Raw genomic sequence first — 21,442 nt, 5'->3', positions numbered from 1 at the left:
TGGCGCAGCTAACCGGCGTGCCCACACGGTGATCAACTACTTCTCAGAAAGTTGTCTGAGCAAAGCGCCTCAGCTTTTTGGACTATCCAGGGTAATGGCCATCTTTCCATATTTCGCGGCAATCTTGGAAAAAAGCATCGTTCTCAATATACTTTTCTAGAATAAATTCGACAAATGCAGGGCTGTATTGCGGGCTTGATTGCTCGTGTGGCTTGGAGACCATTTCAGGTCTTTGAATTTCATCAATATCTTCAGCAAATTTGATTGCCTGTATGTCATGAGTATTGATCGGTTTATCAAGTTGCAGGCTTTCGTTGATAATTCTTATCACTTCGCCTTGTTTGTGCGGAAAACCATCACTCAGGCGAGGCAGATGGACAACCGGTGCACCCGGGTCATTGGTGATGCGGACTTCCGCGCTAGATGAAGCCGAGTGCGTCAGAACAACGTTTGCACCAAACGGCGCTTCAACAACTTTTCGGATGTTGCCGAGCCACTCTTCCCTAATTTTTTCTAGTTCTCGCTTCAGAAAGTCCTCTAAGTCACTCCTTGTGCAAGGTTCGCTCTTTGGTCCATGTCTAAAGTAAATCGTGCCTTTGCTAAACGCGGTCTTTTGAGTGCTGGCATCGATTTGATAAGTACCGACTTTCGTAAAGACGAGGGGGGCGGCGACAGGTTTCACTAAAATCGCAGGAAAACTCTTCTCAGCTCTAACTACACGAACAACTTTGGCTCCTGAATAGTCAGATCCAGTGTATTTTCTGATTTGATCCGCTAGAGCAGCACCGTCCAAATCAAAAAGAGCGTCGCAGTTAAATTCTGAAGGTGTGCCGTCGTCTTCAATACCGAAAACGAGAATCCCGCCGCGAGTATTGGCAAAAGCCACTACATCTTTGATGGTCTCAGCCCAAAATGCTGCCCTCTTTTGAGGTGAAAACTCGCGTTTAAAGTCAATTAAATCACTTTCGTCATTCGTGGCTTCTGCCAGCTTTATCAGAGACTCGGACATATTTGGCTTCCAGGAGAATTTTATCTCATTGTGAGACGTAAGTGTGGATTTTTCAAGCACTTAGGAGGCTAGGGTCGAAGGTCTTTCCTAAAACTGTGGGGTCCACGCCATGGCTTCAACCCACCCGCCCGGCGGCACCGCCGGGCCGCGTCATGCTGAAAGCATGCCTCCAGCATGACCCGCCCGTCGAACCGAAGGTTCGCCTTTGGCGAAACAAACCAAAGATTTGCCTCTGGCAAAACGGGCGGCGTGTTTGCGCCGCTCTTCGGTTCCATCGACCACTCGTAGGGCGGGCTTCAGCCCGCCAATCCACCACTCCCCCAATTCCCGACCTCAAAACCAATGCGCATGGACAGGCTGTGTCCGGTGGCGGGCTGAAGCCCGCCCTACGGGGTGGGGTTGGTTGGGCGGTTGTATCTGCGCTTGCGTCCTTGGGGCTTTGGCCGTTTGGGGCCTTCGGGTCTGCGGGTCAACCGCCGAAACCACACCTCACCCGCGCGGCACCAGATGCAACCATTGCATCGGGAAACCGCGGCCTTCGGACAGGATCGGCCATTTGAAATCATCCCCCAGCTGGATAATCTCATCCATCTCGGACGTGTCGCGCACGCTTCCGTCCACATAGGCGACATCAAAATACCCGGCGCAGAACGTTTCGATCGCTTTCAGTTTCGCATCGCCATCCTCCACCATCTGGGGGTGCAGTTCGATCAGAAACTCCGATCTGCGGAAATGCGTCAGAAAATCTTCGGTCAACAGGCTGAATTCGACACCCTCGATATCGATCAGAAAGAAGATGTCCGCCGGGTCAGGGGCCACGCTTGCGATGTTTTCAACCGTGTCCGTCAGCGCATCCCCAAACACCGTCACACGGTCGCCCACGCCGTTATGCTCCGCTGTTTCCCGGATCACATCCCGGCCTTTTGCCGAAACCTCAAAGCACACGCTTTTTTCGAACTGCCCGGCGGCCACCAGCCCGACGCCCCAAAAGCCGTCCGCCGCGCCGATATCCACCAGCACCGGCTTGTCCGAGCTGCTCAGCACCTTCAGGTTCTGCTGCTCATACAGGCCAAAGATTTTCGTGGCCGTATCCGAATGCCCGCCCCAGAATGCGTTTTCGACAAAGCGAAACCCTTTCATCGGCCCGCACAGCACCTGTCCGCGGCTTTGTTCCAGCACGAACAGCGAAAACTCGTTGCGGAACCTGCGCACAATGCTCTTGAACTCTCGATGTTGTCGTTTTGGAAATCGCATGTTCTGTCTGGGGCTTTTCAAGTTTGACCGGACGCCCCCGGATGAGGGCAGTTGCCTGAAATCCCTGTTTAAGTTGAGGCGCGCGGTGTTGGAAGGAAAAACGCAATGCGCAATACCCGGCAGGATGGGGTTTTCTTCTTGTCCACCTTTCCCGCGCATGAACCCTTGATGAAGTTTCCTTCAGGCAGGTTGCAACCGCCGCGCGCCCTTCCAATCTCAGTCACAGGCCACCACGGCCCGCACCCCAAAGAAGGGTGCCGATCATCAGATCAGAGAATTCCGTAGCCTGCGCACCGGGACTGTTTTCGACCACGTTCCGGCCCGTCAGGTGAACCGAAGCGTTTCCGGCCCGGTCGGGTTGTTAAGGGGTATGAGCCGCCGTTGCTCACGGATTGCGGCGGAGGGGGTGTTGGTACCACCGCCGGGCCGGAACGCTTCTCAGAAACGGAACCAGCGTCTCCATCGTGCGGAGACAGGCCGGGCGGCCAGTTCACCGCCTGCGACAGGATCCAGACCGCCCCGCGCCAGAATGCGGCGTTCCTCGGCGCGGGTCATCTGGATCTCGCGGACCTTCAGCGCGGCCTCGCGCGCGGTGACATAGCGGCCGTCCGGTCCCGGTTCCATACCGGGGATGTTGCGCCCCTTCGACCACATCCCCCGCAGACCCGACAGCGGGTGCTTCCATCCAATCTCCTCATCATCCTGCAACTGCCAGATCCGGTTGGCCTCGGTCATCGAGACCAGCGCGGCCAGCGGCTTGCCGTGCCGGGTCAGGATGATCACCTCGCGCGGGTCCTGGGCGCGGGTGATCAGCGGCCCCAGATGGGCGCGGGCATAGGAAATGGTGCAGCGCATCGGCGAATCTCCGTCTGTACGATTCGTAAGATTGGGGGTCCGAGCGTTGTACAAATCGCACAATTTCGGCCTAACGGTCCGTACGGAGCGTTTTGCACCCGCAGCATCGCGGGAATTTCGGGTGCCGGGGTCATGTCCGGTTTTTTCCGCCCTCAACCCTTCGCAGGATCGGGGATTCTGGGGTTATCCACAAAATTCTCCCGCTGGATATCAACATCTTATCCCCGTCTAATTTTCATGCTGCAGTGCTATTTTCTTGTCGGATGCAGGGCGTGGTGCAACAGTCATCTCACCGCACAGGGTCTTCGGAACCGGGGCGGGACGCAAAGGCCAAGGGGGTCTGAGCAGAGGAAGGCGGATCTTAGGATTTGCATTTAACTGCAAAGGCTTACCGGTTGGTGATCAGCCAGATATGGGTCTCGGACCCAGGTCGGGTGGCCATCTTCTCAAACGGCCAATGCATGTCGCGATGGACCTTAGGGGACAAAGCGGCGGCTGCAGTCTCTCAGGGGGCTGGGGCGACTGGATCGGAGTGCTCCTCGGGGTGCGTCGACCCGGTAAGGCGTCAGGGCGTATCCGTAAGGGTACATGCAAAGACCGCGTCTGCGCACCTGACGCCTTTTCTTATGCCGAAATTCGGTTTCATACAGGCTACCACTCACCCCTGCCGAACGGGAACGGGGCTCTTCTGCGTGCGCGAAAGAGCCCCGATTTAGTGTCAGATATGCAATGCCGCGTCTATGCACCTGTAGGGCTAGATTACTGCGTGTGGGCGCAATCTTCAACCATATATTGCGTTAGAGTCCGGGTTGCCCGCAAGATAAGCGCGTTTACAGGCTTTCCTGCACGTCCGAAGCTGCGTTCTGGATTGCATCCCCGGCCTTTTCGATATCTTTACCCGCGCCTTTGGCGGTTTCGCAGGCGGTCAGTGCAAACAGGCTCAGGCCAATCAGAATTACGCGGATCATGTGTGTCTCCTCAGTGCTCGATACGGATTCGGTAGCACCTTTCTCGACACCAAGCCAGAGCTAGCCTTTGTCCTCACCGCAGAACAGCTCGTACACCACTTCAAGCATCCGGCGCGGGCGGTCATCGGCCAACCGGTAGAAGATGGTTTTGCCCTCTCTGCGCGGTATCACAAGCCCCTCCAGACGCAGGCGGGAAAGCTGTTGCGAAACAGCGGCTTGTCTGGCGGACAACAGCTCTTCCAACTCGGTGACAGATTTCTCACCGGACACCAGGTGACACAGGATCATCAGCCGGCCTTCGTGACTGATTGCTTTGAGGAAGTTGGACGCGCGTGTCGCATTATCGACCATTCGATCCAGGTCGTGTTGCGACATGTCCTGGGACAGCTGTGGAAGTGCCATCGAATGTGTTCCTTGTGAACCCGTTGACCGGGCGTAGTTTCCGTTACGTAAAGCTCGTCGCCTGCGAGCCCCTTCAGTACATGTTTCGATCAATTATTGCTATATATATGAATCAAAAAACCGTGATCAGAAAAGGGGAACCCGCAGCCGTTTTTCCCGCAGCCCCTTGTGCAGGGCGCAATCACGGATGTGGTGGTACTGCGAGGCAGCGGCAGGTGTGGCATTCTTATTGGCGTTGGTCCACATTCGTTCTGTGTTCTCACCGACACCCCCTTGCAGCCCCCCGGAGCCAACACTAAGACTCAGGTAACACTTGTTGGGATAATGTCCCGATCCACAGCAAAACAGGCAGGTTGCGAATGTTCGATCCCGTAGATACCTACATGAATACGCTTGTCCCCATGGTCGTTGAGCAGACCAGCCGGGGCGAGCGCGCTTACGATATTTTCTCCCGCCTGCTGAAAGAGCGGATCATTTTCATCAACGGCCCGATACACGATGGCATGAGCCATCTGATCGTGGCCCAGCTGCTGCACCTTGAAGCGGAAAACCCCAAAAAGGAAATCTCGATCTACATCAACTCGCCCGGTGGCGTTGTGACCAGCGGTTTGTCGATTTACGATACAATGCAGTATATCAAGCCGAAATGTTCCACTTTGGTGATCGGTCAGGCCGCCTCGATGGGATCGGTTCTGCTGGCCGGTGGCGAGAAAGGGATGCGCTTTTCGCTGCCCAACAGCCGGATCATGGTGCACCAGCCCAGCGGCGGATATCAGGGCCAGGCCAGCGATATCATGATCCACGCGGCCGAGACGCAAAAGCTCAAGGATCGCCTTTATGATATCTATGTGCGTCATACCGGGCAGACAAAAAAGGCGGTTGAAAAAGCGCTGGACCGTGACAATTTCATGAGCCCGGAAGAGGCCAAGGAATGGGGCCACATCGACGAGATCGTGGAAAATCGCGCAAAAATGGACGCGGATGAGGTCTGAGTTTCGGAGCCTGCGCCACCGGTGCAGGAACCATTTTGAGATTGTAGCGGCCAAAGCGCTGGCCTAAGCTGCACGAACAGGCGAAAACGCATCCCCGCCGGGGGTGCTGGGATGAGGCCCGAAAGGTAGATCATGGCGACGAATTCAGGCGGTGACGGGAAAAACACGCTCTACTGCAGCTTCTGCGGCAAAAGCCAACATGAGGTGCGCAAGCTGATCGCAGGCCCGACCGTTTTCATCTGTGATGAATGTGTCGAACTTTGCATGGACATCATCCGCGAAGAGACCAAGGCCAGCGGGCTGAAGTCTTCGGACGGCGTTCCGACGCCCAAGGATATCTGCGAGGTGCTGGACGATTACGTGATCGGTCAAGCCACCGCAAAACGCGTTCTGTCGGTTGCGGTACACAACCACTACAAACGTCTGAACCACGCCCAGAAGGCGGGCAATGATATCGAACTGGCGAAATCCAATATCCTGCTGATCGGCCCCACCGGCTGTGGCAAGACATTGCTTGCGCAAACGCTGGCCCGGATACTGGATGTTCCCTTTACCATGGCCGATGCCACAACGCTGACCGAAGCCGGTTACGTGGGCGAGGATGTTGAGAACATCATTCTCAAGCTGTTGCAGGCCAGCGAATACAATGTCGAACGCGCGCAGCGCGGCATCGTCTATATCGACGAGGTCGACAAGATCACCCGCAAATCCGAGAACCCGTCGATCACGCGCGACGTGTCCGGTGAAGGCGTACAGCAGGCGCTGCTGAAACTGATGGAAGGCACCGTGGCCAGCGTTCCGCCGCAGGGCGGCCGCAAACACCCGCAGCAGGAATTCCTGCAGGTGGACACCACGAACATCCTGTTCATCTGTGGCGGCGCTTTTGCGGGTCTGGACAGGATCATTGCACAACGCGGCAAGGGCTCGGCCATGGGTTTTGGCGCCGATGTGCGTGACAATGACGAGCGCGGCGTGGGCGAGATCTTCAAGGATCTGGAACCTGAAGATCTGCTGAAATTTGGCCTGATCCCCGAATTCGTCGGTCGTCTGCCGGTTCTGGCAACGCTGGAGGATTTGGACGAGGAAGCACTGGTCACCATCCTGACCAAGCCGAAGAACGCCCTGGTCAAGCAATACCAGCGCCTGTTCGAGTTGGAAGATGTTGAGTTGGGCTTTACCGATGACGCGCTGAAGGCGATTGCCAAGAAAGCCATCGAGCGCAAAACCGGTGCGCGCGGCCTGCGGTCAATTCTCGAGGATATCCTGCTGGACACCATGTTCGAACTGCCGGGCATGAAAAATGTCAGCGAAGTTGTGGTGAACGAAGAGGCGGTGATGTCCGACGCGCAGCCGCTGTTCATCTATGCCGATGCGGCCAAGGAATCGGCCTCGGCGGGTTGAGGCCGGTCATTTCGCGGCGGCGGGACTTCAGTTGAACAGGTTCAGGGGGCTCTGCCCCCGCTGCCCTTCGGGCATCTCCCCCGGGATATTTATAGCCAGATGAAGCTGGGGATCCGTCGCTCGTACGCGAAGGCATGCGCAATCAGGCAGCGGGAGCTTAAGCAAGCTTTCGAACAACAAAGGTGACGGGTTATGACAGTGAAGCGCATTTCTTCGGGCGGTGAGTTTGAGGCGAAAGTCGGCTATTGCCGTGCGGTGGTTGCGGGCGGCTGGGTTCATGTCGCCGGGACCGTCGGGCAGGGCGACGACGTGGTGGCGCAATGCCGGTCAGCGCTGGACATCATCGGCAAGGCACTGGCTGAGGCGGGCGCGGGTTTTGAAGATGTGGTTCGGGTCACCTACATGTTGCCGGACCGCAATGAGTTCGCGCCGTGCTGGCCGGTTCTGGCCGAGACGTTTGGCGCCAATCCACCGGCTGCGACGATGATCGAATGCGGTTTGATTGATCCGAAGTACCGGATCGAGATCGAAGTGACCGCCTTCCTGCCGCAGTGACACTGGAAGCCCAAGGGGCACTGGACCTTGGCGAGCCTTTGGTCCATACCTTCTCTCGACCGAAATGCCGGAGGCAGCCGATGGGAATCCTGAACAGTCTTTTACGAGCCGTGACGTGGTGGAACGGGTCAACACTGAACACGCAGCTTTATACGGCGCGCAAGGGTGTGAAAGTGGGCGAAGACAATGAAGGCAATGTGTTTTATCGCACCGCCGACGACAGCAGGCGCTGGGTGATTTTCAATGGCGAGGCCGAAGCCAGCCGGGTTGACCCCGAATGGCACGGCTGGTTGCACCGCACCTGGGACGAACCCCCGACCGACAAACCGCTGCCGCACAAAGCCTGGGAAAAACCGCATCAGGAGAACCTGACAGGTACGGCGCTGGCCTATGCGCCTGCCGGGTCGCTGCGGCGGGCCAAGCCGGTTGAGCGCAGGGATTACGAGGCCTGGAGCCCGGAATAAACGAGGCGAAGATGTCGACCCATAACTGGACCGAAGTTCTTGTCGGAGGCGTCGTATTGGCCGGTGCCATCGCGTTTGGCGTTTATGCCAGCCAATCGACCGGCCTGTCGCAAGGTGCCGCGGGCTATGAGCTGGGCGCTTCGTTCCGGTCGCTGGAAGGGGTCGGCGTTGGCACGGATGTCCGTCTTGCCGGGGTGAAAATCGGCACCGTTACCGGGGTCAAGCTGAACCCGGATACCTATCGTGCCGACACGACTTTCTCTGTTGCCGAAGGCGTGCTTGTGCCCGATGACAGCGCCATCGTGATCTCTTCCGAAGGGCTGTTGGGTGGAAACTTTGTCGAAGTCATGCCTGGCGGTTCACCCTTCTTTTTTGAACCCGGAGATGAGATTCAGGATACCCAGGGTGCGGTCAGCCTGATCTCGCTGCTGGTCAAGTTCGTAGCCGGAGATGGCAGCGAATGATGCGCGCCGCCCTGTTTGCCCTGTTGCTGGCTGGTGGAACCGGTGCCGCGGCGCAGCAGAAAGTCAACTCTGGCCCCGGTGCCATGCTGCGGGGGCTCGACAAAGTCAGTGGCCAGACGGTTGATATCGAATTGCAGACAGGTCAGACCGAAGCTGTTTTCGGGCTGGATGTGGCGCTGGGGGATTGCCGGTATCCGGTGGATAACCCGACTGGCGATGCCTTCGCCTATCTGACCATTTGGGAAACGGGCAAAGCGGATCAGCTGTTTGACGGCTGGATGATTGCGACCTCTCCGGCGCTGAATGCGCTGGATCACGCGCGGTATGACGTTTGGGTCATCCGCTGTATCACGCCTTCTGCGGACTGAGTGATCGGCGCGGCAAAGTCAGCGCTCTGGTTCAGGGCTTCTTCCAGTTCTTTCTTGTAAGCCCCACGCGGGATTTCGATCGCCCCAAGGGATGCCAGATGCGCGGTCAGGAACTGCGTGTCAAACAGGTGAAAGCCGGTTTGCCGCAGCCGGTCCACAAGATAGGCGAGCGCGATTTTCGAGGCATCCGTGCGGCGCGAAAACATGCTTTCGCCAAAGAACGCGGCCCCCAGCGTCACACCATAAACGCCGCCCACCAGTGCCGCTCCGTCCCAGACTTCCAGAGAATGCGCATGACCGGACTGGTGCAGCTGGCGATAAAGGGCGTGCAGTTCCGCGTTGATCCAGGTGTCGGACCGGTCAGCGCACCCATCAACAACGCCAGAAAAATCCCGGTTGATTGAAATCCCGAACCCGCAGTTCCGGATGCGGCGGGCCAGACTGCGCGAGATGTGGAACCCGTCCAGCGGAAATATCCCGCGAAACTTGGGATCAACCCAGAACAGTTCAGGATCGTCGCGGTGTTCGGCCATCGGGAAGATACCGATGGAATACCCGTGCAGCAGCAGTTCGGGGGTCAGGCTCATGCCGGTGATAGGGCGACCAGAGGGCGCGGGCCCTCTGGCACATGGCCCTTATTTTTCCATGTTCTCCGCAAGCCAGCGCTCCAGCCAGTGGATGTTGTACGCGCCGCTGTGCAGATCGGGCTCCTGCAACAGGGCGTGGAACAGGGGCACGGTGGTGTCGATGCCGTCTACGATCAGCTCTCCCAAAGCCCGCTTCAGGCGCGCCAGCGCTTCGTTGCGGTCGCGGCCGTGCACGATCAGCTTGGCAATCAGCGAGTCGTAATAAGGCGGGATCGAATAGCCGTCATAAAGCGCCGAGTCCATCCGCACGCCCAGACCGCCCGGCGCGTGATAGGCCGTGATCTTGCCCGGGCAGGGCGAAAACTTCGGCAGCTTCTCTGCGTTGATCCGAACCTCGATGGCGTGACCGTTGATCTTCAGATCGTCCTGACCGAATGACATCGGCTCACCTGCGGCGACAAGAATTTGTTCGCGCACCAGATCGACGTCAAAGATGCCCTCGGTCACCGGGTGTTCCACCTGCAGGCGTGTGTTCATCTCGATGAAATAGAACTCGCCCTTTTCATACAGGAACTCGATGGTGCCTGCGCCGATATAGTTGATCTTGGCCACCGCGTCGGCGCAGATCTTGCCGATCCGGGCACGCTCTTCGGCGGTGATGCAGGGGCCGGGGGCCTCTTCAAAGACCTTCTGGTGACGGCGCTGCAACGAACAATCGCGCTCGCCCAGATGCACCGCATTGCCCTTGCCGTCGCCAAAGACCTGAATCTCGATATGGCGCGGCGTGGTCAGGTATTTCTCGATATAGACCTCGTCATTGCCAAAGGCGGCCTTGCCTTCGGCGCGTGCGGTCATAAAGGCGCTTTCCATCTCGTCCGCGTTCATCGCGACTTTCATGCCGCGCCCACCGCCGCCAGCGGTGGCTTTGATGATGACGGGATAACCGAATTCCTCACCGATGCGTTTGGCGTCGGCCAGCGTGGGAACGCCACCGTCCGACCCCGGAACACAAGGCACACCCAGCGCCTTCATTGTGTCCTTGGCGGTGATCTTGTCGCCCATGACGCGGATATGTTCCGCGGTGGGACCGATGAACGTGATGCCATGATCTTCGACGATCTGCACGAACTCGGCGTTTTCGGACAAAAAGCCATAGCCGGGATGGATCGCCTGCGCGCCGGTGATCTCACAGGCCGAGATGATGGCGGGCACCGACAGATAGCTTTGCGGGCTGGGCGGGGGGCCGATGCACACCGATTCGTCCGCCATGCGCACATGCATCGCGTCGCTGTCGGCGGTGGAGTGGACGGCAACCGTCTTTATCCCCATCTCGCGTGCGGCGCGGATGACGCGCAGGGCGATCTCGCCTCGGTTGGCTATCAGGATCTTGTCGAACATGGGCCCGCCTTACTCGATGATGACCAGAGGGGTGCCGAACTCAACAGCGTCGCCATCGCCCACCAGCACGCGCTTGATGGTGCCTGATTTGGGGGCGTGGATGTGGTTCATGGTCTTCATCGCTTCGACGATCAGCAGCGTGTCGCCTTCGGACACTGTCGCGCCGACGGAAATGAAAGCGGGCGCTCCGGGTTCCGGCTGCATATAGACCGTGCCCACCATAGGCGAGGTGACAGCGCCCGGATGGCTGGCCGGATCTTCGGCGGCAGCAGGGGCCGCCGCGGGGGCCGCAGCCGGTGCCGCAACGGGGGCGGGCGCTGCTGCAGGAACAGCCATCTGAACCGGAGCGGCCACGGTCTGTGTCATACGGCTGACGCGCACGTTCAGGCTGTCTTCTTCGCCATATTCGCGTTTGACCTGCAACTCGGTCAGATCGTTTTCGCGCAGCAACTCGGCCAGAGCCTTGATGAATGCCACATCCGCTTCGTGTTTGGTGTCTGTCATGAGTATCCTCGACGGTTCCCCTTTGGCCCGTCTGTTTCTTGCGGGCTCTGATCAAATTACGCAGGGTTATAGGCTAAGCGGCGGTGCATGAAAAGCGCCGACTCGCACCATCTGGCATGCGTTTCACGCGTAATTTAAAGGGTCGGACAGGTCACAGGGGCATCCCCGATAATTTGGCGACCAGTTCAGACAGCTTTCGTGCGCCGAATTTTTCAAGCAAACGGGCGCGGTAAGCTTCGATTGTGCGGTAACTCAGTCCCAGCTCTGCTCCGATCTCCTTGGCCGACAGGCCACGGCAGGACAGGATGGCCACTTCGCGTTCACGGATGGTCAGTTCAACCAGCGGTCGTTCCTCGGATATGTCGGAAAAGCTCCAGATGCCGTGGCGGAACGGGTCGTCGGGCGTCAGCGACCGACCCCGGGCGCGGCACCAGAACAGGTCCCCGCTGCGGCGGCGCATGACACGCTCATCCGTGTAGTACCCGGTGCCGCGCATCACCTGCAGGCTGCGCTCACCGATCCTCTCCCAATCAGCGACCGAAGGGTAAAGGTGCAACAGCGGCATGTTGCGATAGTCGTTTTCTTCTCCGCCAAAGGTGCGGGCAAATTGCAGGTTGCAGCGCCGGATGATCCGGTTTTCCAGCTCAACAAGCCCGATCGGCGCATATTCAAAGGCGGGGTCGCTCATGTGTGTATGGTGCCGGGAAAGCGCGCGGAAATGAAGGGGGGATGCGATGTCTTGCGCCAGATTGACGCCCGAAACCGAAGGCTTGGTCTGCGCCAAGTTGTGAAAGTTGTAAATGCCAGTTGAAAAGAAATGGTTAACCTCCGGAAACAGATGCTATAATCTGAAAACGAATGTGAATTCCGCCGGATCTGAATTCAGGGAAAGTAGACATGCGCGACACGTTGACAGGCAGCCGCATTCGCGAAAGACGCCAGATTGCCGGACTGCGGCAGGCGGAACTGGCGCGGCAGGCCGGCGTATCGGCGTCTTATCTGAACCTGATCGAACATAATCGCCGCAGGATCGGGGGCAAGTTGCTGGTCGATATCGCGGCGGCGCTGGGCGTTGAACCTTCGGTCCTGACACGAGGGATCGAGGCAACTCTGGTTTCCGCCCTGCGTGAAGCGGCCGAAGAAGCGGTCGGGCAACAGGCCGAGGTTGACGGGCTTGAGGAGTTTGCCGGTCGTTTTCCCGGCTGGGCCGGTGTTCTGGCGCAGATGCATCGCCGTGTCGTGTCTTTGGAGCGGAACGTCGAAACCCTGTCCGACCGCCTTACGCACGACCCGCAACTGGCCGCGTCGATGCACGAGGTTCTGTCAACCGCCGCAGCCATACGCTCGACCGCCGCGATCCTTGCGGATACGCAAGATATCGAGGCCGAATGGCGCGAGCGTTTCCACAAGAACCTGCATCAGGATGCCGAACGGCTGGCAGGCAGTTCCAAGGCGCTGGTGACCTTCCTCGACGAAAGCGACTCGGCAGTTGATCCACGTGCCGTTCCCCTGGAAGAGGTCGAAGCCTTCTTTGAAACCCGCGGCTACACGATTTCCGAACTGGAAGACGGTGGCGATGTGGACGCGGTTGACCTGAGCGGGCTCAATACCTCGGCGGCGCGCACCGTCGCGCGCGAAGTTCTCAGAATTTATCGCGCAGACGCGCAGGCCCTGCCGCTGGAGGCCGTCAAAGCGGTTGTTCAACAGGGTGATCCGAACCCCATCGAACTGGCGCAGCGGTTCTCGGTTGATTTTGCCACCGTCCTCAGGCGGCTGGCCTTTCTGCCGGATGGCATCCTGTCACAACCGGTTGGCATGGTGCTGTGCGACGCGTCCGGAAGTATCCTGTTTCTCAAACCGATTCAGGGGTTTACCTTGCCCCGGCATGGCGATGTCTGCCCGCTTTGGCCGCTGTTCACAGCCCTCAGCCGTCCGCTGGTGCCGGTGCGCAAGCAGGTCGTCCTGACCGGCAGGTCCTCGGCCGTGTTCGACTGCGTCGCTTATGCGTGGCCGCATGCGGTGTCGGGATACGATCAGGACCCGGCCTATCGCTCGGTCATGGTGGTGCGCCCGGTCAGGGACCCGTCAGACGGGGTGCCGGTCACTCAGGTGGGGCCGAATTGCCGTGTCTGCCCAAACCGCGATTGCAAAGCCCGGCGCGAGCCGTCGATTTTGAGCGAAGGTTTTTGACACGTTCATGACAGACCGCTTAATCTGGCGGGAACCGGTCCCGGGATGGAAGGCCGGTTAGGGAGGAATTGAACATATGAGCCGAAAGGTTCTGCTGATTGAGGACGAACCGAACATCGCCGAGGCTATCCGGTTCCTGCTGTCGCGCGAGGGATGGCAGGTCGAAACGCATGGCGATGGAACGGATGCGGTTCAGGTGATCCAGGGGGCGCAGCCCGATCTGGTCATTCTGGATGTCATGCTGCCGGGCAAGAACGGTATGGATATCCTTCGGGAACTCAGAAAAATGGAGGAACTGGCAGGCTTGCCGGTTCTGATGCTGACCGCACGGGGTCAGTCGCGCGACCGGGAAATGGCCGAAAACGCAGGCGTCAGCCGCTTCATGACTAAACCGTTTTCCAATGCCGAAGTTCTGACAGCCGTGCGTGATCTTCACGCGCAGGCGACGCGCATTTGATGTCCGGCGAGGGCAACAAGACCAAACCACCGGGCGCACGCCCTTCGCTTTTTCTGGAACGTCAAAGCTATCGCCGTCACAGGTTGACGGATGCTGCCCGGATTTTGCCCTTTCTGGGCGCGGCGCTGCTGGCCCTTCCGTTATTGTGGCCGGATCGGTCTGGCGGGGATGCGGCGGTGCCCTTGTCCTCGGCGATGTATTACATATTCCTCTGCTGGGGCGCGCTGATCCTGGCCGGGTTTGTCTTTGGGCTGGCCGCCCGCCGCATGGCCGCGCGTGAAGGATCGGACACGGGCGCTGAGTGATGGCCACCATAAATATTCTGATTCTGGTTTGCCTTGGCTATGTCGTGTTCCTGTTCGCGGTGGCCTTCGCCGCGGATCGCATGGCTGCGGCCGGGCGTGGCAAATGGTTGCGTTCGCCCGTGATCTACACTTTGTCCCTGTCGATCTATTGCACTGCCTGGACGTTTTATGGCGCGGTGGGCAACGCCGCGCGGTCGGGGCTGGAGTTTGTCACCATCTACCTCGGTCCGACGCTGGTGATGGTCGGCTGGTGGTGGGGGCTGCGCAAGCTGGTGCGCGTCGGGCGCAGCCAGCGGGTCACCTCGATCGCCGACCTGCTGTCGTCCCGGTATGGCAAGTCGAACACGCTGGCGGTCTGCGTGACCATTCTGGCGGTGCTGGGCGGCACGCCCTATATCGCACTGCAACTGCAATCGATTACCCTGTCATTCTCGATCTTTGCCGAGGCTGACCCGTCAGGCCTCTACCGTGAAGGGTCCAGCGTGTTTTGGGTCGCGGCTGGTCTGGCCGTGTTTGCCATCCTGTTCGGCACCCGCAATCTGGACGTGAACGAACGTCATCATGGCGTGGTCACGGCCATCGCGGTCGAGGCCGTTGTCAAACTGTTTGCGCTGATCGCCGTGGGCGTTTTCGTGGTATGGGGGATCGCGGGCGGCATTGGCCCGATGATGGACCGGATCGACGCCTCGGAAATCGGCCAGTGGAACGTCGATGCCGGGCGTTGGACGACGTTCATCTTTCTGTCCGCCGCCGCCTTTATCTGCCTGCCCCGGATGTTTCAGGTGATGGTGGTGGAAAACGATGACGAAGGCCATCTCAGAACCGCTGCCTGGGCCTTCCCGCTCTACCTGCTGTTCATGAGCCTGTTTGTCGTGCCCATCGCCGTGGTTGGTCTCGACCTGCTGCCCCAGGGTGCCAACCCAGACCTGTTCGTGCTGACCGTGCCGCTGTCCCAAGGCAATGACTGGCTGGCAATGCTGTCCTTCATCGGTGGGTTTTCCTCGGCAACCTCGATGGTCATCGTCAGTGCGATGGCCCTGTCGACGATGGTGTCAAACCATGTGGTCATGCCCATCTGGCTGAACACGCAGGAAGGCACCGGCTCGGTATCGGGCGATGTGCGCAACATTGTTCTTATGGCACGCCGAGTTTCCATTGCCGCCATCATTGCGCTGGGCTTTTTCTACTACCGGCTGTCCGGTGGCGGTGCGGCGCTGGCCTCGATCGGGTTGATCGCCTTTGCCGGTATCTCGCAGATTCTGCCAGCGTTGGTTGGGGGGCTGTTCTGGCGCAGGGCGACCCGGACCGGGGCGCTGGTCGGGCTGACCGTCGGCTTTGTGCTGTGGATTTACACCCTGCTGCTGCCGGGGATGGGCGGCGCGTGGATGCCCGAAACCGTGCTGCAAAACGGCTTGTTCGGTCTCGGCTGGCTGCGCCCTCATGCCCTGTTCGGGATCGAGGGGATCGATCCGATGGTGCATACGGTGATGTGGTCCTTGTCCCTGAACACGCTTGCCTTCTGCGTCGCGTCCCTGCTCAGCTTTCCCAGCCCGTTGGAACGGTTGCAAGGGGCGCAGTTCGTCAACGTCTTCGATCACTCGGTCGCGCCGCGCGGTTGGTCCGGGTCAGTGGCGCAAAGCGAAGACCTGATGATCATGACGCAGCGCATTCTGGGCACCGGCCCCACACAGGAGTTCTTTCAGGCCGAGGCGCAAAAACAGGGTGGCCGTTCGCACCTGCCAGAGCCGACGCCGGGCTTTCTCAACCGTCTGGAACGCGAGCTCAGTGGCTCGGTCGGCGCGGCCATGGCCCATGCGATGATCGGCCAGATCGTGGGCGGATCGTCGGTCTCGGTCGAGGATCTGCTGGCCGTGGCCGACGAATCCGCGCAGTTGCTGGAATATTCCGGCCAGCTCGAGGAAAAGTCCTCCGAACTCAGCCGAACCGCACGCCAGCTGCGCGAGGCTAACGCCAAGCTCACCCAGATTTCTGAACAGAAGGACAGCTTCCTGAGCCAGGTCAGTCATGAATTGCGCACGCCGATGACCTCGATCCGGGCGTTTTCGGAAATCATGCGCGACACCGATGGCCTCAGCCGCCAGGAGCAGACCCGCTATGCCGCGATCATTCATGACGAAGCCCTGCGCCTGACCCGGCTGCTCGATGATCTGCTGGATCTGAGCGTGCTTGAAAACGGGCAGGTCAGCCTCAATCTCAGTGATGACAGCCTGCGCTCGGTTCTGGACCGCGCCGTGCCCAGCGCTCTGGCCGGGGCGGACCGAAAGATCACCGTCCGCCGGACCCGCACGGCCGAACGTATCTTTCTGCATACGGATCTGGATCGGTTGGGGCAGGTGTTCATCAACCTGATCTCGAACGCGCAGAAATACTGTGACGCGGACGATCCGGTGCTGGTCATTTCCGCCCATGATGTCGGCGGCCGGGTCATCGTCGACTTCATCGACAATGGCAGCGGCATCCCACCGGGTGCGCGCTCGATGGTGTTTGAAAAATTTGCCCGCGTGGGCGGCGACAAAGCTGGCGGAGCGGGGCTTGGTCTGGCCATCTGCCGCGAAATCATGCAGCGGCTGGGGGGTGAGATTACCTATCTGCCGGGGCAGGGCGGCGCGGCCTTCCGGATCAGCCTGCCACAGGCCTATCAGCAGGCGGCGCAGTGACGCGGCCATAAAGGACTTGGTAACGCCCGAGGGTGTAAACCGGTTGCCAGGTGCTGGAACAATTGGTGATCGGGCGTCATGTCACAAGATGTCAATGCCGCGTTGGCGCGCAAACTGTCCGTCGGACAAAAGGATCTGGGGGATCGCCCGCGTTCGGTTCTGCGGGCGCTGCGCCTTGGGTTCGCGCGGGCTGCGAGCGACCGGCTGAACCTGCCGCTGGCGGTTATCGGGGCAAAACAATCCAGCCAGTCGCAAGACGTGCCGGGGGACGCGGCGGGGCAGGATTGGCTGCTGCTGGTGTTTGACGGCCCTGAAGGCCGCGCCGCGGCCTGTCTGAACCCGAATGTGGTCTCGGCCATTGTTCAGGCCCAGACCATTGGTCAGGTTCTGCCCGGTGACCCCGGCGCACGCACGTTCACGGATACGGACGCCGCCATCGTGGCTCCCTTGATCGAAGCCGCGTTGACCGGTTCCGCCGCGTTGTTCGACGCCTCATCGGATCAGATTTGCCTTGCGGGGTTGGAATATTCTTTTCGCGCCAAGGATTTGCGCACCCTGTCGCTGGCGATGACGGAAGAGGTGTATCGCATTTTCGAACTGACCGTCGATCTGGCGAACGGAGAGCAGCAGGGTCGCATCTCGGTCTTTCTGCCGGAACATCCTGCCGTCCCGGATGTGGCAGAAGATACCGGGGAAAAGGCTGACCTGCGTATGGATCAGTGTTCAGGCGTGATGCGGGCGGAACTGACCGCCGCGCTGTGCCGCATGTCGCTGCCGCTGTCCGAACTATCCGGAATGCGGATCGGGGACATTCTGCCGTTGCGCGGGGCGCGTCTGGACCGGACCGAGGTTCTGACGATCGACCGGACACGCGCCGGTATCGGCCGCCTTGGGCAATGCGGTGGTCTCCGGGCCGTGCGGCTGAATGAAACCGCTGCATTGCCAGCCCTGACTGGTTCTGACGCGCAGGACTTCATCGCCAGCAAAAGTGGAACACCACCGCAAGATCACCCGGTTGAACCGGCTGTGCATGATGCGCACGCCCAGACCGTCCCGGCCGGGGTGTCAGATCTGACAGATAGCGATCTGATCGTGAACGATTCAGAACGGATGGTCGCGGAAATCACGCAGCTGGCGGGGCTGGCGCCCCCGGAGTCCGCCAGCTAGGTTAAGGGGCACCTAGCCGCCATTGCCGCGCATCTGGTCCAGCATGGGGCGCAGATTGTCCAGCTGATACCCGGCTTTGCCGGTCGCACTCAGGATGTCGTCCGTGCTCATGTGGTCGCACTGGCCCAGCGCCCAGACAACCGAACACCGCGTGCCCGAGGCGCAATAGGCCAGAACAGGGCCTCTGCCGTTTTCCGCCATGTCGCGCTGCCGCTTCACGTTCTCAGGTGTCATCGTCTGGTGGGTCAGCTCCAGCACCTCATATTCCATACCGGCGGCCCGCACCGCTTCGCCGATCGCATCGGATTGCATGGCCGGGGGAACTTCGGCATTGGGCCGGTTGCAGATCACCTTGGCAAAGCCAGCCTCGGCGATGGCCGGAACATCCTCGACCGTGATCTGCGGCGAGACAGCATAGCGGGGGGTAATCTGACGAATCTCCATGACAATTCCTTAGGCCGCGTTTGCCGCCCTGTCCAGCTGCGCGCCCAGCGGTGGTGCCACGAACATCCCAGCCGCCATTGCAACCAGAAAGACCAGCCCGCCCAGCCCGCCATAGCTCAGCGAGGCCATTGCCGGTCCGGGGCACAGCCCGGCCAATCCCCAGCCCATCCCGAACAGAACCGAACCCACGATCAGCCTGCGATCAACCTCGGGCTTGGCAGGGGGTGGAAAGGCTCCGCCGGTCAGGGCGTTTTGGCGACCTGTAGTCATCCGCCATGCCACAAGCATCGGCAGAATGGCACCGGCCATCACAAAGGCCAGCGTCGGATCCCAGTTGCCAAACACATCCAGCCAGCCCTGAACTTTTGTGGTGTCCGTCATGCCCGAAATCAGCAACCCGGCACCGAACAGTGATCCGGCGATCAACGCAATGATAAGACGCATCAGATCACTCCCATCACATGACGCAGCAGCACAAGGGTCACGCCCCCGGCAAGGATATAGAAAACGGTGGCCACGATGCCGCGCAGCGAGAACCGAGAGATCCCGCACACCCCGTGCCCCGAGGTACAGCCATTGGCGATCCGTGTACCGATACCGACCAGCAGCCCGGCCAGAATGACAACACCCAGATTGCTGGTAAGATGCGTCTGAGCCTCGGGCAGGATCAACGGGCGCAGAAGAAGGGGCATTCCGACAAGCCCCGCAATAAAGGCCAGCTTTTCGGCCATGCTCCCCTTGGCGCTGCCATCGACAAGGCCGCCCAGAATGCCGCTTGCGCCCATGATCCTGCCATTGCCCAGCAGGTAAACCGCCCCGGCCAGACCGATCACCAGACCGCCGCACAGCCCCCAGATCCACTCTATATTCATGTGGGAATTCCCTTTGTGATTTGTTGTTCCCGCTTCACAGCTTGTTGACCGGCAATTTCAGGAAAACATCGCCCTGTTCATCCGCCGGGGGCATCTGACCGGCCCGCATGTTGACCTGCAAAGACGGCAGGATCAGCCGCGGCATGGCCAGCGTGGCGTCCCGCGCGTCGCGCATTTCCACGAATTCTTCGATGCTGCGCCCCTGTCCGATATGGACGTTTAGCGCCTTTTGTTCACCTACCGTTGTCTCCCACGCGTATTCGTCGCGGCCCGGAGCCTTGTAATCATGCCCGACATAGATGCGGGTGTTGTCCGGCAGCGACAGTATCTTCTGGATCGACTGGAACAGCGTAGCCGACGATCCTCCGGGGAAATCACAACGTGCGGTACCAAAATCGGGCATGAACAGTGTGTCACCGACAAATGCGGCGTCGCCAATCACATAGGTCATGCAAGCCGGTGTGTGACCCGGCGTATGCAGCACGTCGCCCCGCATCTGGCCGATGTGAAAACTGTCGCCTTCCTTGAACAGCGCATCAAACTGGCTGCCATCGCGCTGAAACTCGGTTCCTTCGTTGAAAACCTTGCCGAACGTGTCCTGCACGGTGACGATCTGATCGCCAATCCCGATCTTGCCGCCCAGCTCCTGTTGCAGATAGGGGGCCGCCGACAGGTGATCGGCATGGACATGGCTTTCCAGAATCCACTCGACCTTAAGGTCCTGCGCGCGCACAAAATTGATGATCTTGTCCGCCGAGGTTGTCGACGTCCGCCCCGAGGCATGGTCGAAATCCAGCACGCTGTCGATGATGGCGCAGGCTCGCCCCTGAGGTTCATGAACCACATAGGAAACCGTGAAGGTCTGCTCGTCAAAAAACGCTTTCACTTTCGGTGTCATGATCTTCTCCGTTTCGGTCACGCATATCATATATGTGAATTGGAATGTGATGCAATATCGAACCTGAATTTGATGCCGGTCAAAGCAACCGCTGAAATCCTGGCTTAATCTTTAGCCTATCCGCGTCAGATTGCCGAAACTTCGACCATGGCAGGCAATTTCCCGCACAAGGTTACGATATTATCTGCGGGTCGCAATCCCGTTACGTATATTGGGGATACTGGCGCCACTTGGGAGGATGGTTATGACACCGACTGGTCTTTATTCCGAAGCCGAGCAGCTTGAACGTAAGCTTGTAAACGCGGGTCTGGAAACGCGTTTGGCGCTTCAGCCGAGTGTAAGTAAGGTTGTTGACCGAATGCGGCAGCAGGGGATGGAGGTGCCTTCGCGCTTGCGTCGTCTGGATGCGGCCTTGTGCGAAGACGCGATTGAAGCGCAGTTTGATAACTTGCCGGTGTGAACCGGATGGTCATCCAAGGGATATCCCGAGGATGACCAGCATCAATCCAAGCACCGACAGAAACAGCGAGGCCAGGTTCCAGGGCAGGACCCCCTGAACCACAGCGCGCAGCTCGTCATCCGACAGATCGGCCTTGCGCGCCCGCATCACGCAAAGAATGCACCAGACCAGACCGGCAAGCCCGGCCACAGACAGGGCCGCACCGCCCCAGGTGATGAATTCAAACATGGTTCCCCGCATATCCTCGTGACCTGATCACGCGCTTAACGGATCGGTTGGGGTCATACAAGTGCGCCGGCCCAATGGGTGCTTGCGACCCGGGCGGCAGCACTGTATCCGGCATTCCACACTAGGGTTTCAGCCTCTGGGACAGGCGCGTTTCGAAGGTGCCCCCGATGATCGGGCCACCGCCGTTCACTGCCAACAACAGGCTGTCCACTTCTGGTTGCAGGTCCATAACCGGGAACAAAAAAGATGAGCATGTCTGAAGAAGCAGAAGCAAATTACAAGGTCACCGCAGGCGAGCTGCGCCAGTTTGTGGAACGTATCGAGCGCCTTGAGATGGAAAAGAAAGACATCGCCGACCAGATCAAAGAGGTCTACGCCGAAAGCAAGTCGCGCGGTTATGACGTAAAGGCCCTGCGCAGCATCATCTCCCTCAGAAAAAGGGACAAGGATGACATCGCCGAGCAAGAGGCCGTTATCGAAATGTACAAAGAAGCGCTGGGCATGACCTAAGCCCGACCGCCA

Annotated in this window: 27 protein-coding genes; 13 read left to right on the top strand and 14 right to left on the bottom strand. The window is 59.4% G+C overall.

The features are described from left to right. Nucleotides 1-82: 82 nt before the first annotated feature. The 5 genes from ACR0AM_RS09260 to ACR0AM_RS09240 all read right to left on the bottom strand — a co-directional run bounded on the left by ACR0AM_RS09260 (nucleotide 83) and on the right by ACR0AM_RS09240 (nucleotide 4,488). Complete coding sequence (locus tag ACR0AM_RS09260) at nucleotides 83-1,009, bottom strand: AlbA family DNA-binding domain-containing protein (RefSeq protein WP_480622722.1); 927 nt, start codon at nucleotides 1,007-1,009, stop codon at nucleotides 83-85. A gap of 489 nt (nucleotides 1,010-1,498) precedes the next feature. Continuing rightward, nucleotides 1,499-2,263, bottom strand: a complete 765-nt coding sequence (locus ACR0AM_RS09255; RefSeq protein WP_480622721.1) for an SAM-dependent methyltransferase — start codon at nucleotides 2,261-2,263, stop codon at nucleotides 1,499-1,501. 438 nt (nucleotides 2,264-2,701) lie between these two features. After that, entirely contained in the window at nucleotides 2,702-3,118 is a 417-nt protein-coding gene (locus tag ACR0AM_RS09250) for a type II toxin-antitoxin system Phd/YefM family antitoxin (RefSeq protein ID WP_480539516.1), read from the bottom strand. A gap of 830 nt (nucleotides 3,119-3,948) precedes the next feature. Continuing rightward, complete coding sequence (locus tag ACR0AM_RS09245) at nucleotides 3,949-4,086, bottom strand: entericidin A/B family lipoprotein (protein WP_209505735.1); 138 nt, start codon at nucleotides 4,084-4,086, stop codon at nucleotides 3,949-3,951. 60 nt (nucleotides 4,087-4,146) lie between these two features. Further along, nucleotides 4,147-4,488: an ArsR/SmtB family transcription factor gene (locus ACR0AM_RS09240; RefSeq protein WP_480473625.1), complete on the bottom strand. Its 342-nt coding sequence runs from the start codon at nucleotides 4,486-4,488 to the stop codon at nucleotides 4,147-4,149. A gap of 359 nt (nucleotides 4,489-4,847) precedes the next feature. Between ACR0AM_RS09240 and ACR0AM_RS09235 the strand changes: the two genes are divergently transcribed. The 6 genes from ACR0AM_RS09235 (at nucleotide 4,848) to ACR0AM_RS09210 (ending at nucleotide 8,732) form a co-directional block, all read left to right on the top strand. After that, on the top strand, nucleotides 4,848-5,480 hold the full coding sequence (locus ACR0AM_RS09235; protein WP_480622720.1) for an ATP-dependent Clp protease proteolytic subunit: 633 nt from the start codon (nucleotides 4,848-4,850) through the stop codon (nucleotides 5,478-5,480). Nucleotides 5,481-5,612: 132 nt separating this feature from the next. Further along, nucleotides 5,613-6,881 carry an ATP-dependent Clp protease ATP-binding subunit ClpX gene (clpX, locus tag ACR0AM_RS09230; RefSeq protein ID WP_209505741.1) on the top strand — a complete coding sequence of 423 codons (1,269 nt, stop codon included), beginning with the start codon at nucleotides 5,613-5,615 and terminating at the stop codon, nucleotides 6,879-6,881. 192 nt (nucleotides 6,882-7,073) lie between these two features. Then, on the top strand, nucleotides 7,074-7,436 hold the full coding sequence (locus ACR0AM_RS09225; RefSeq protein ID WP_480560320.1) for a RidA family protein: 363 nt from the start codon (nucleotides 7,074-7,076) through the stop codon (nucleotides 7,434-7,436). A gap of 80 nt (nucleotides 7,437-7,516) precedes the next feature. Beyond that, a complete protein-coding gene (locus ACR0AM_RS09220) occupies nucleotides 7,517-7,900 on the top strand; it encodes an NADH:ubiquinone oxidoreductase subunit NDUFA12 (protein WP_267364687.1) in 384 nt (127 codons plus the stop codon). 11 nt (nucleotides 7,901-7,911) lie between these two features. Beyond that, nucleotides 7,912-8,364 carry an outer membrane lipid asymmetry maintenance protein MlaD gene (mlaD, locus tag ACR0AM_RS09215; protein WP_267364689.1) on the top strand — a complete coding sequence of 151 codons (453 nt, stop codon included), beginning with the start codon at nucleotides 7,912-7,914 and terminating at the stop codon, nucleotides 8,362-8,364. Continuing rightward, nucleotides 8,361-8,732, top strand: coding sequence for a DUF2155 domain-containing protein (locus tag ACR0AM_RS09210; RefSeq protein WP_480473621.1), 372 nt, complete (start codon nucleotides 8,361-8,363; stop codon nucleotides 8,730-8,732). Before mlaD ends, ACR0AM_RS09210 begins: the two co-directional genes overlap by 4 nt. Here the strand turns inward: ACR0AM_RS09210 and aat are convergent. From aat to ACR0AM_RS09190, 4 genes are all read right to left on the bottom strand, one after another. Continuing rightward, complete coding sequence (gene aat, locus ACR0AM_RS09205; RefSeq protein ID WP_480518959.1) at nucleotides 8,678-9,319, bottom strand: leucyl/phenylalanyl-tRNA--protein transferase; 642 nt, start codon at nucleotides 9,317-9,319, stop codon at nucleotides 8,678-8,680. The two genes, ACR0AM_RS09210 and aat, sit on opposite strands and share 55 nt — an antisense overlap. Before the next feature lie 48 nt (nucleotides 9,320-9,367). Beyond that, on the bottom strand, nucleotides 9,368-10,717 hold the full coding sequence (gene accC, locus ACR0AM_RS09200; RefSeq protein WP_480495078.1) for an acetyl-CoA carboxylase biotin carboxylase subunit: 1,350 nt from the start codon (nucleotides 10,715-10,717) through the stop codon (nucleotides 9,368-9,370). A 9-nt stretch (nucleotides 10,718-10,726) separates the two neighbouring features. After that, nucleotides 10,727-11,221: an acetyl-CoA carboxylase biotin carboxyl carrier protein gene (accB, locus tag ACR0AM_RS09195; RefSeq protein ID WP_480473619.1), complete on the bottom strand. Its 495-nt coding sequence runs from the start codon at nucleotides 11,219-11,221 to the stop codon at nucleotides 10,727-10,729. 151 nt (nucleotides 11,222-11,372) lie between these two features. Continuing rightward, on the bottom strand, nucleotides 11,373-11,909 hold the full coding sequence (locus tag ACR0AM_RS09190; RefSeq protein ID WP_209505755.1) for a LuxR C-terminal-related transcriptional regulator: 537 nt from the start codon (nucleotides 11,907-11,909) through the stop codon (nucleotides 11,373-11,375). Between the two features lie 209 nt (nucleotides 11,910-12,118). On the opposite strand from ACR0AM_RS09190, the gene ACR0AM_RS09185 reads away from it, so the two are divergent. The 5 genes from ACR0AM_RS09185 to ACR0AM_RS09165 all read left to right on the top strand — a co-directional run bounded on the left by ACR0AM_RS09185 (nucleotide 12,119) and on the right by ACR0AM_RS09165 (nucleotide 18,018). Continuing rightward, the gene (locus ACR0AM_RS09185) at nucleotides 12,119-13,411 is read left to right on the top strand and encodes a helix-turn-helix domain-containing protein (protein WP_480622719.1); all 1,293 of its coding nucleotides are present in this window, start codon (nucleotides 12,119-12,121) and stop codon (nucleotides 13,409-13,411) included. A 76-nt stretch (nucleotides 13,412-13,487) separates the two neighbouring features. Next, complete coding sequence (locus ACR0AM_RS09180) at nucleotides 13,488-13,868, top strand: response regulator transcription factor (protein WP_480473617.1); 381 nt, start codon at nucleotides 13,488-13,490, stop codon at nucleotides 13,866-13,868. Further along, the gene (locus tag ACR0AM_RS09175; RefSeq protein WP_480518966.1) at nucleotides 13,868-14,173 is read left to right on the top strand and encodes a hypothetical protein; all 306 of its coding nucleotides are present in this window, start codon (nucleotides 13,868-13,870) and stop codon (nucleotides 14,171-14,173) included. The genes ACR0AM_RS09180 and ACR0AM_RS09175 overlap by 1 nt, the downstream gene beginning before the upstream one ends. Further along, nucleotides 14,173-16,851 carry an ATP-binding protein gene (locus ACR0AM_RS09170; protein ID WP_480622718.1) on the top strand — a complete coding sequence of 893 codons (2,679 nt, stop codon included), beginning with the start codon at nucleotides 14,173-14,175 and terminating at the stop codon, nucleotides 16,849-16,851. Before ACR0AM_RS09175 ends, ACR0AM_RS09170 begins: the two co-directional genes overlap by 1 nt. A gap of 78 nt (nucleotides 16,852-16,929) precedes the next feature. After that, nucleotides 16,930-18,018, top strand: coding sequence for a FliM/FliN family flagellar motor C-terminal domain-containing protein (locus ACR0AM_RS09165; RefSeq protein WP_480622717.1), 1,089 nt, complete (start codon nucleotides 16,930-16,932; stop codon nucleotides 18,016-18,018). Nucleotides 18,019-18,030: 12 nt separating this feature from the next. Here ACR0AM_RS09165 and ACR0AM_RS09160 read toward each other — a convergent pair whose 3' ends face one another. Genes ACR0AM_RS09160 through ACR0AM_RS09145 form a run of 4 tightly spaced genes read right to left on the bottom strand, consistent with a single transcriptional unit; the run spans nucleotide 18,031 to nucleotide 20,232 of the window. Beyond that, the gene (locus tag ACR0AM_RS09160) at nucleotides 18,031-18,462 is read right to left on the bottom strand and encodes a protein tyrosine phosphatase family protein (RefSeq protein WP_480622716.1); all 432 of its coding nucleotides are present in this window, start codon (nucleotides 18,460-18,462) and stop codon (nucleotides 18,031-18,033) included. 9 nt (nucleotides 18,463-18,471) lie between these two features. Further along, a complete protein-coding gene (locus ACR0AM_RS09155; protein ID WP_480518974.1) occupies nucleotides 18,472-18,906 on the bottom strand; it encodes a DUF6691 family protein in 435 nt (144 codons plus the stop codon). Beyond that, a complete protein-coding gene (locus ACR0AM_RS09150; protein WP_480495067.1) occupies nucleotides 18,906-19,334 on the bottom strand; it encodes a YeeE/YedE family protein in 429 nt (142 codons plus the stop codon). The genes ACR0AM_RS09155 and ACR0AM_RS09150 overlap by 1 nt, the downstream gene beginning before the upstream one ends. A gap of 34 nt (nucleotides 19,335-19,368) precedes the next feature. After that, nucleotides 19,369-20,232: an MBL fold metallo-hydrolase gene (locus ACR0AM_RS09145; RefSeq protein WP_480622715.1), complete on the bottom strand. Its 864-nt coding sequence runs from the start codon at nucleotides 20,230-20,232 to the stop codon at nucleotides 19,369-19,371. A 244-nt stretch (nucleotides 20,233-20,476) separates the two neighbouring features. Between ACR0AM_RS09145 and ACR0AM_RS09140 the strand changes: the two genes are divergently transcribed. Further along, complete coding sequence (locus ACR0AM_RS09140) at nucleotides 20,477-20,692, top strand: hypothetical protein (RefSeq protein ID WP_480473611.1); 216 nt, start codon at nucleotides 20,477-20,479, stop codon at nucleotides 20,690-20,692. Nucleotides 20,693-20,701: 9 nt separating this feature from the next. On the opposite strand, the gene ACR0AM_RS09135 is transcribed toward ACR0AM_RS09140, so the two are convergent. Then, on the bottom strand, nucleotides 20,702-20,920 hold the full coding sequence (locus tag ACR0AM_RS09135; RefSeq protein ID WP_480622714.1) for a hypothetical protein: 219 nt from the start codon (nucleotides 20,918-20,920) through the stop codon (nucleotides 20,702-20,704). A gap of 246 nt (nucleotides 20,921-21,166) precedes the next feature. Between ACR0AM_RS09135 and ACR0AM_RS09130 the strand changes: the two genes are divergently transcribed. Further along, the gene (locus ACR0AM_RS09130) at nucleotides 21,167-21,430 is read left to right on the top strand and encodes a DUF2312 domain-containing protein (RefSeq protein WP_209505782.1); all 264 of its coding nucleotides are present in this window, start codon (nucleotides 21,167-21,169) and stop codon (nucleotides 21,428-21,430) included. The last annotated feature ends 12 nt before the right edge of the window (nucleotides 21,431-21,442 follow it).

The organism is Ruegeria sp. AD9, from assembly GCF_056542305.1.
The sequence above is the reverse complement of the archived record's forward strand: the minus strand, read 5'-3'. Positions and strand labels throughout refer to the sequence as shown.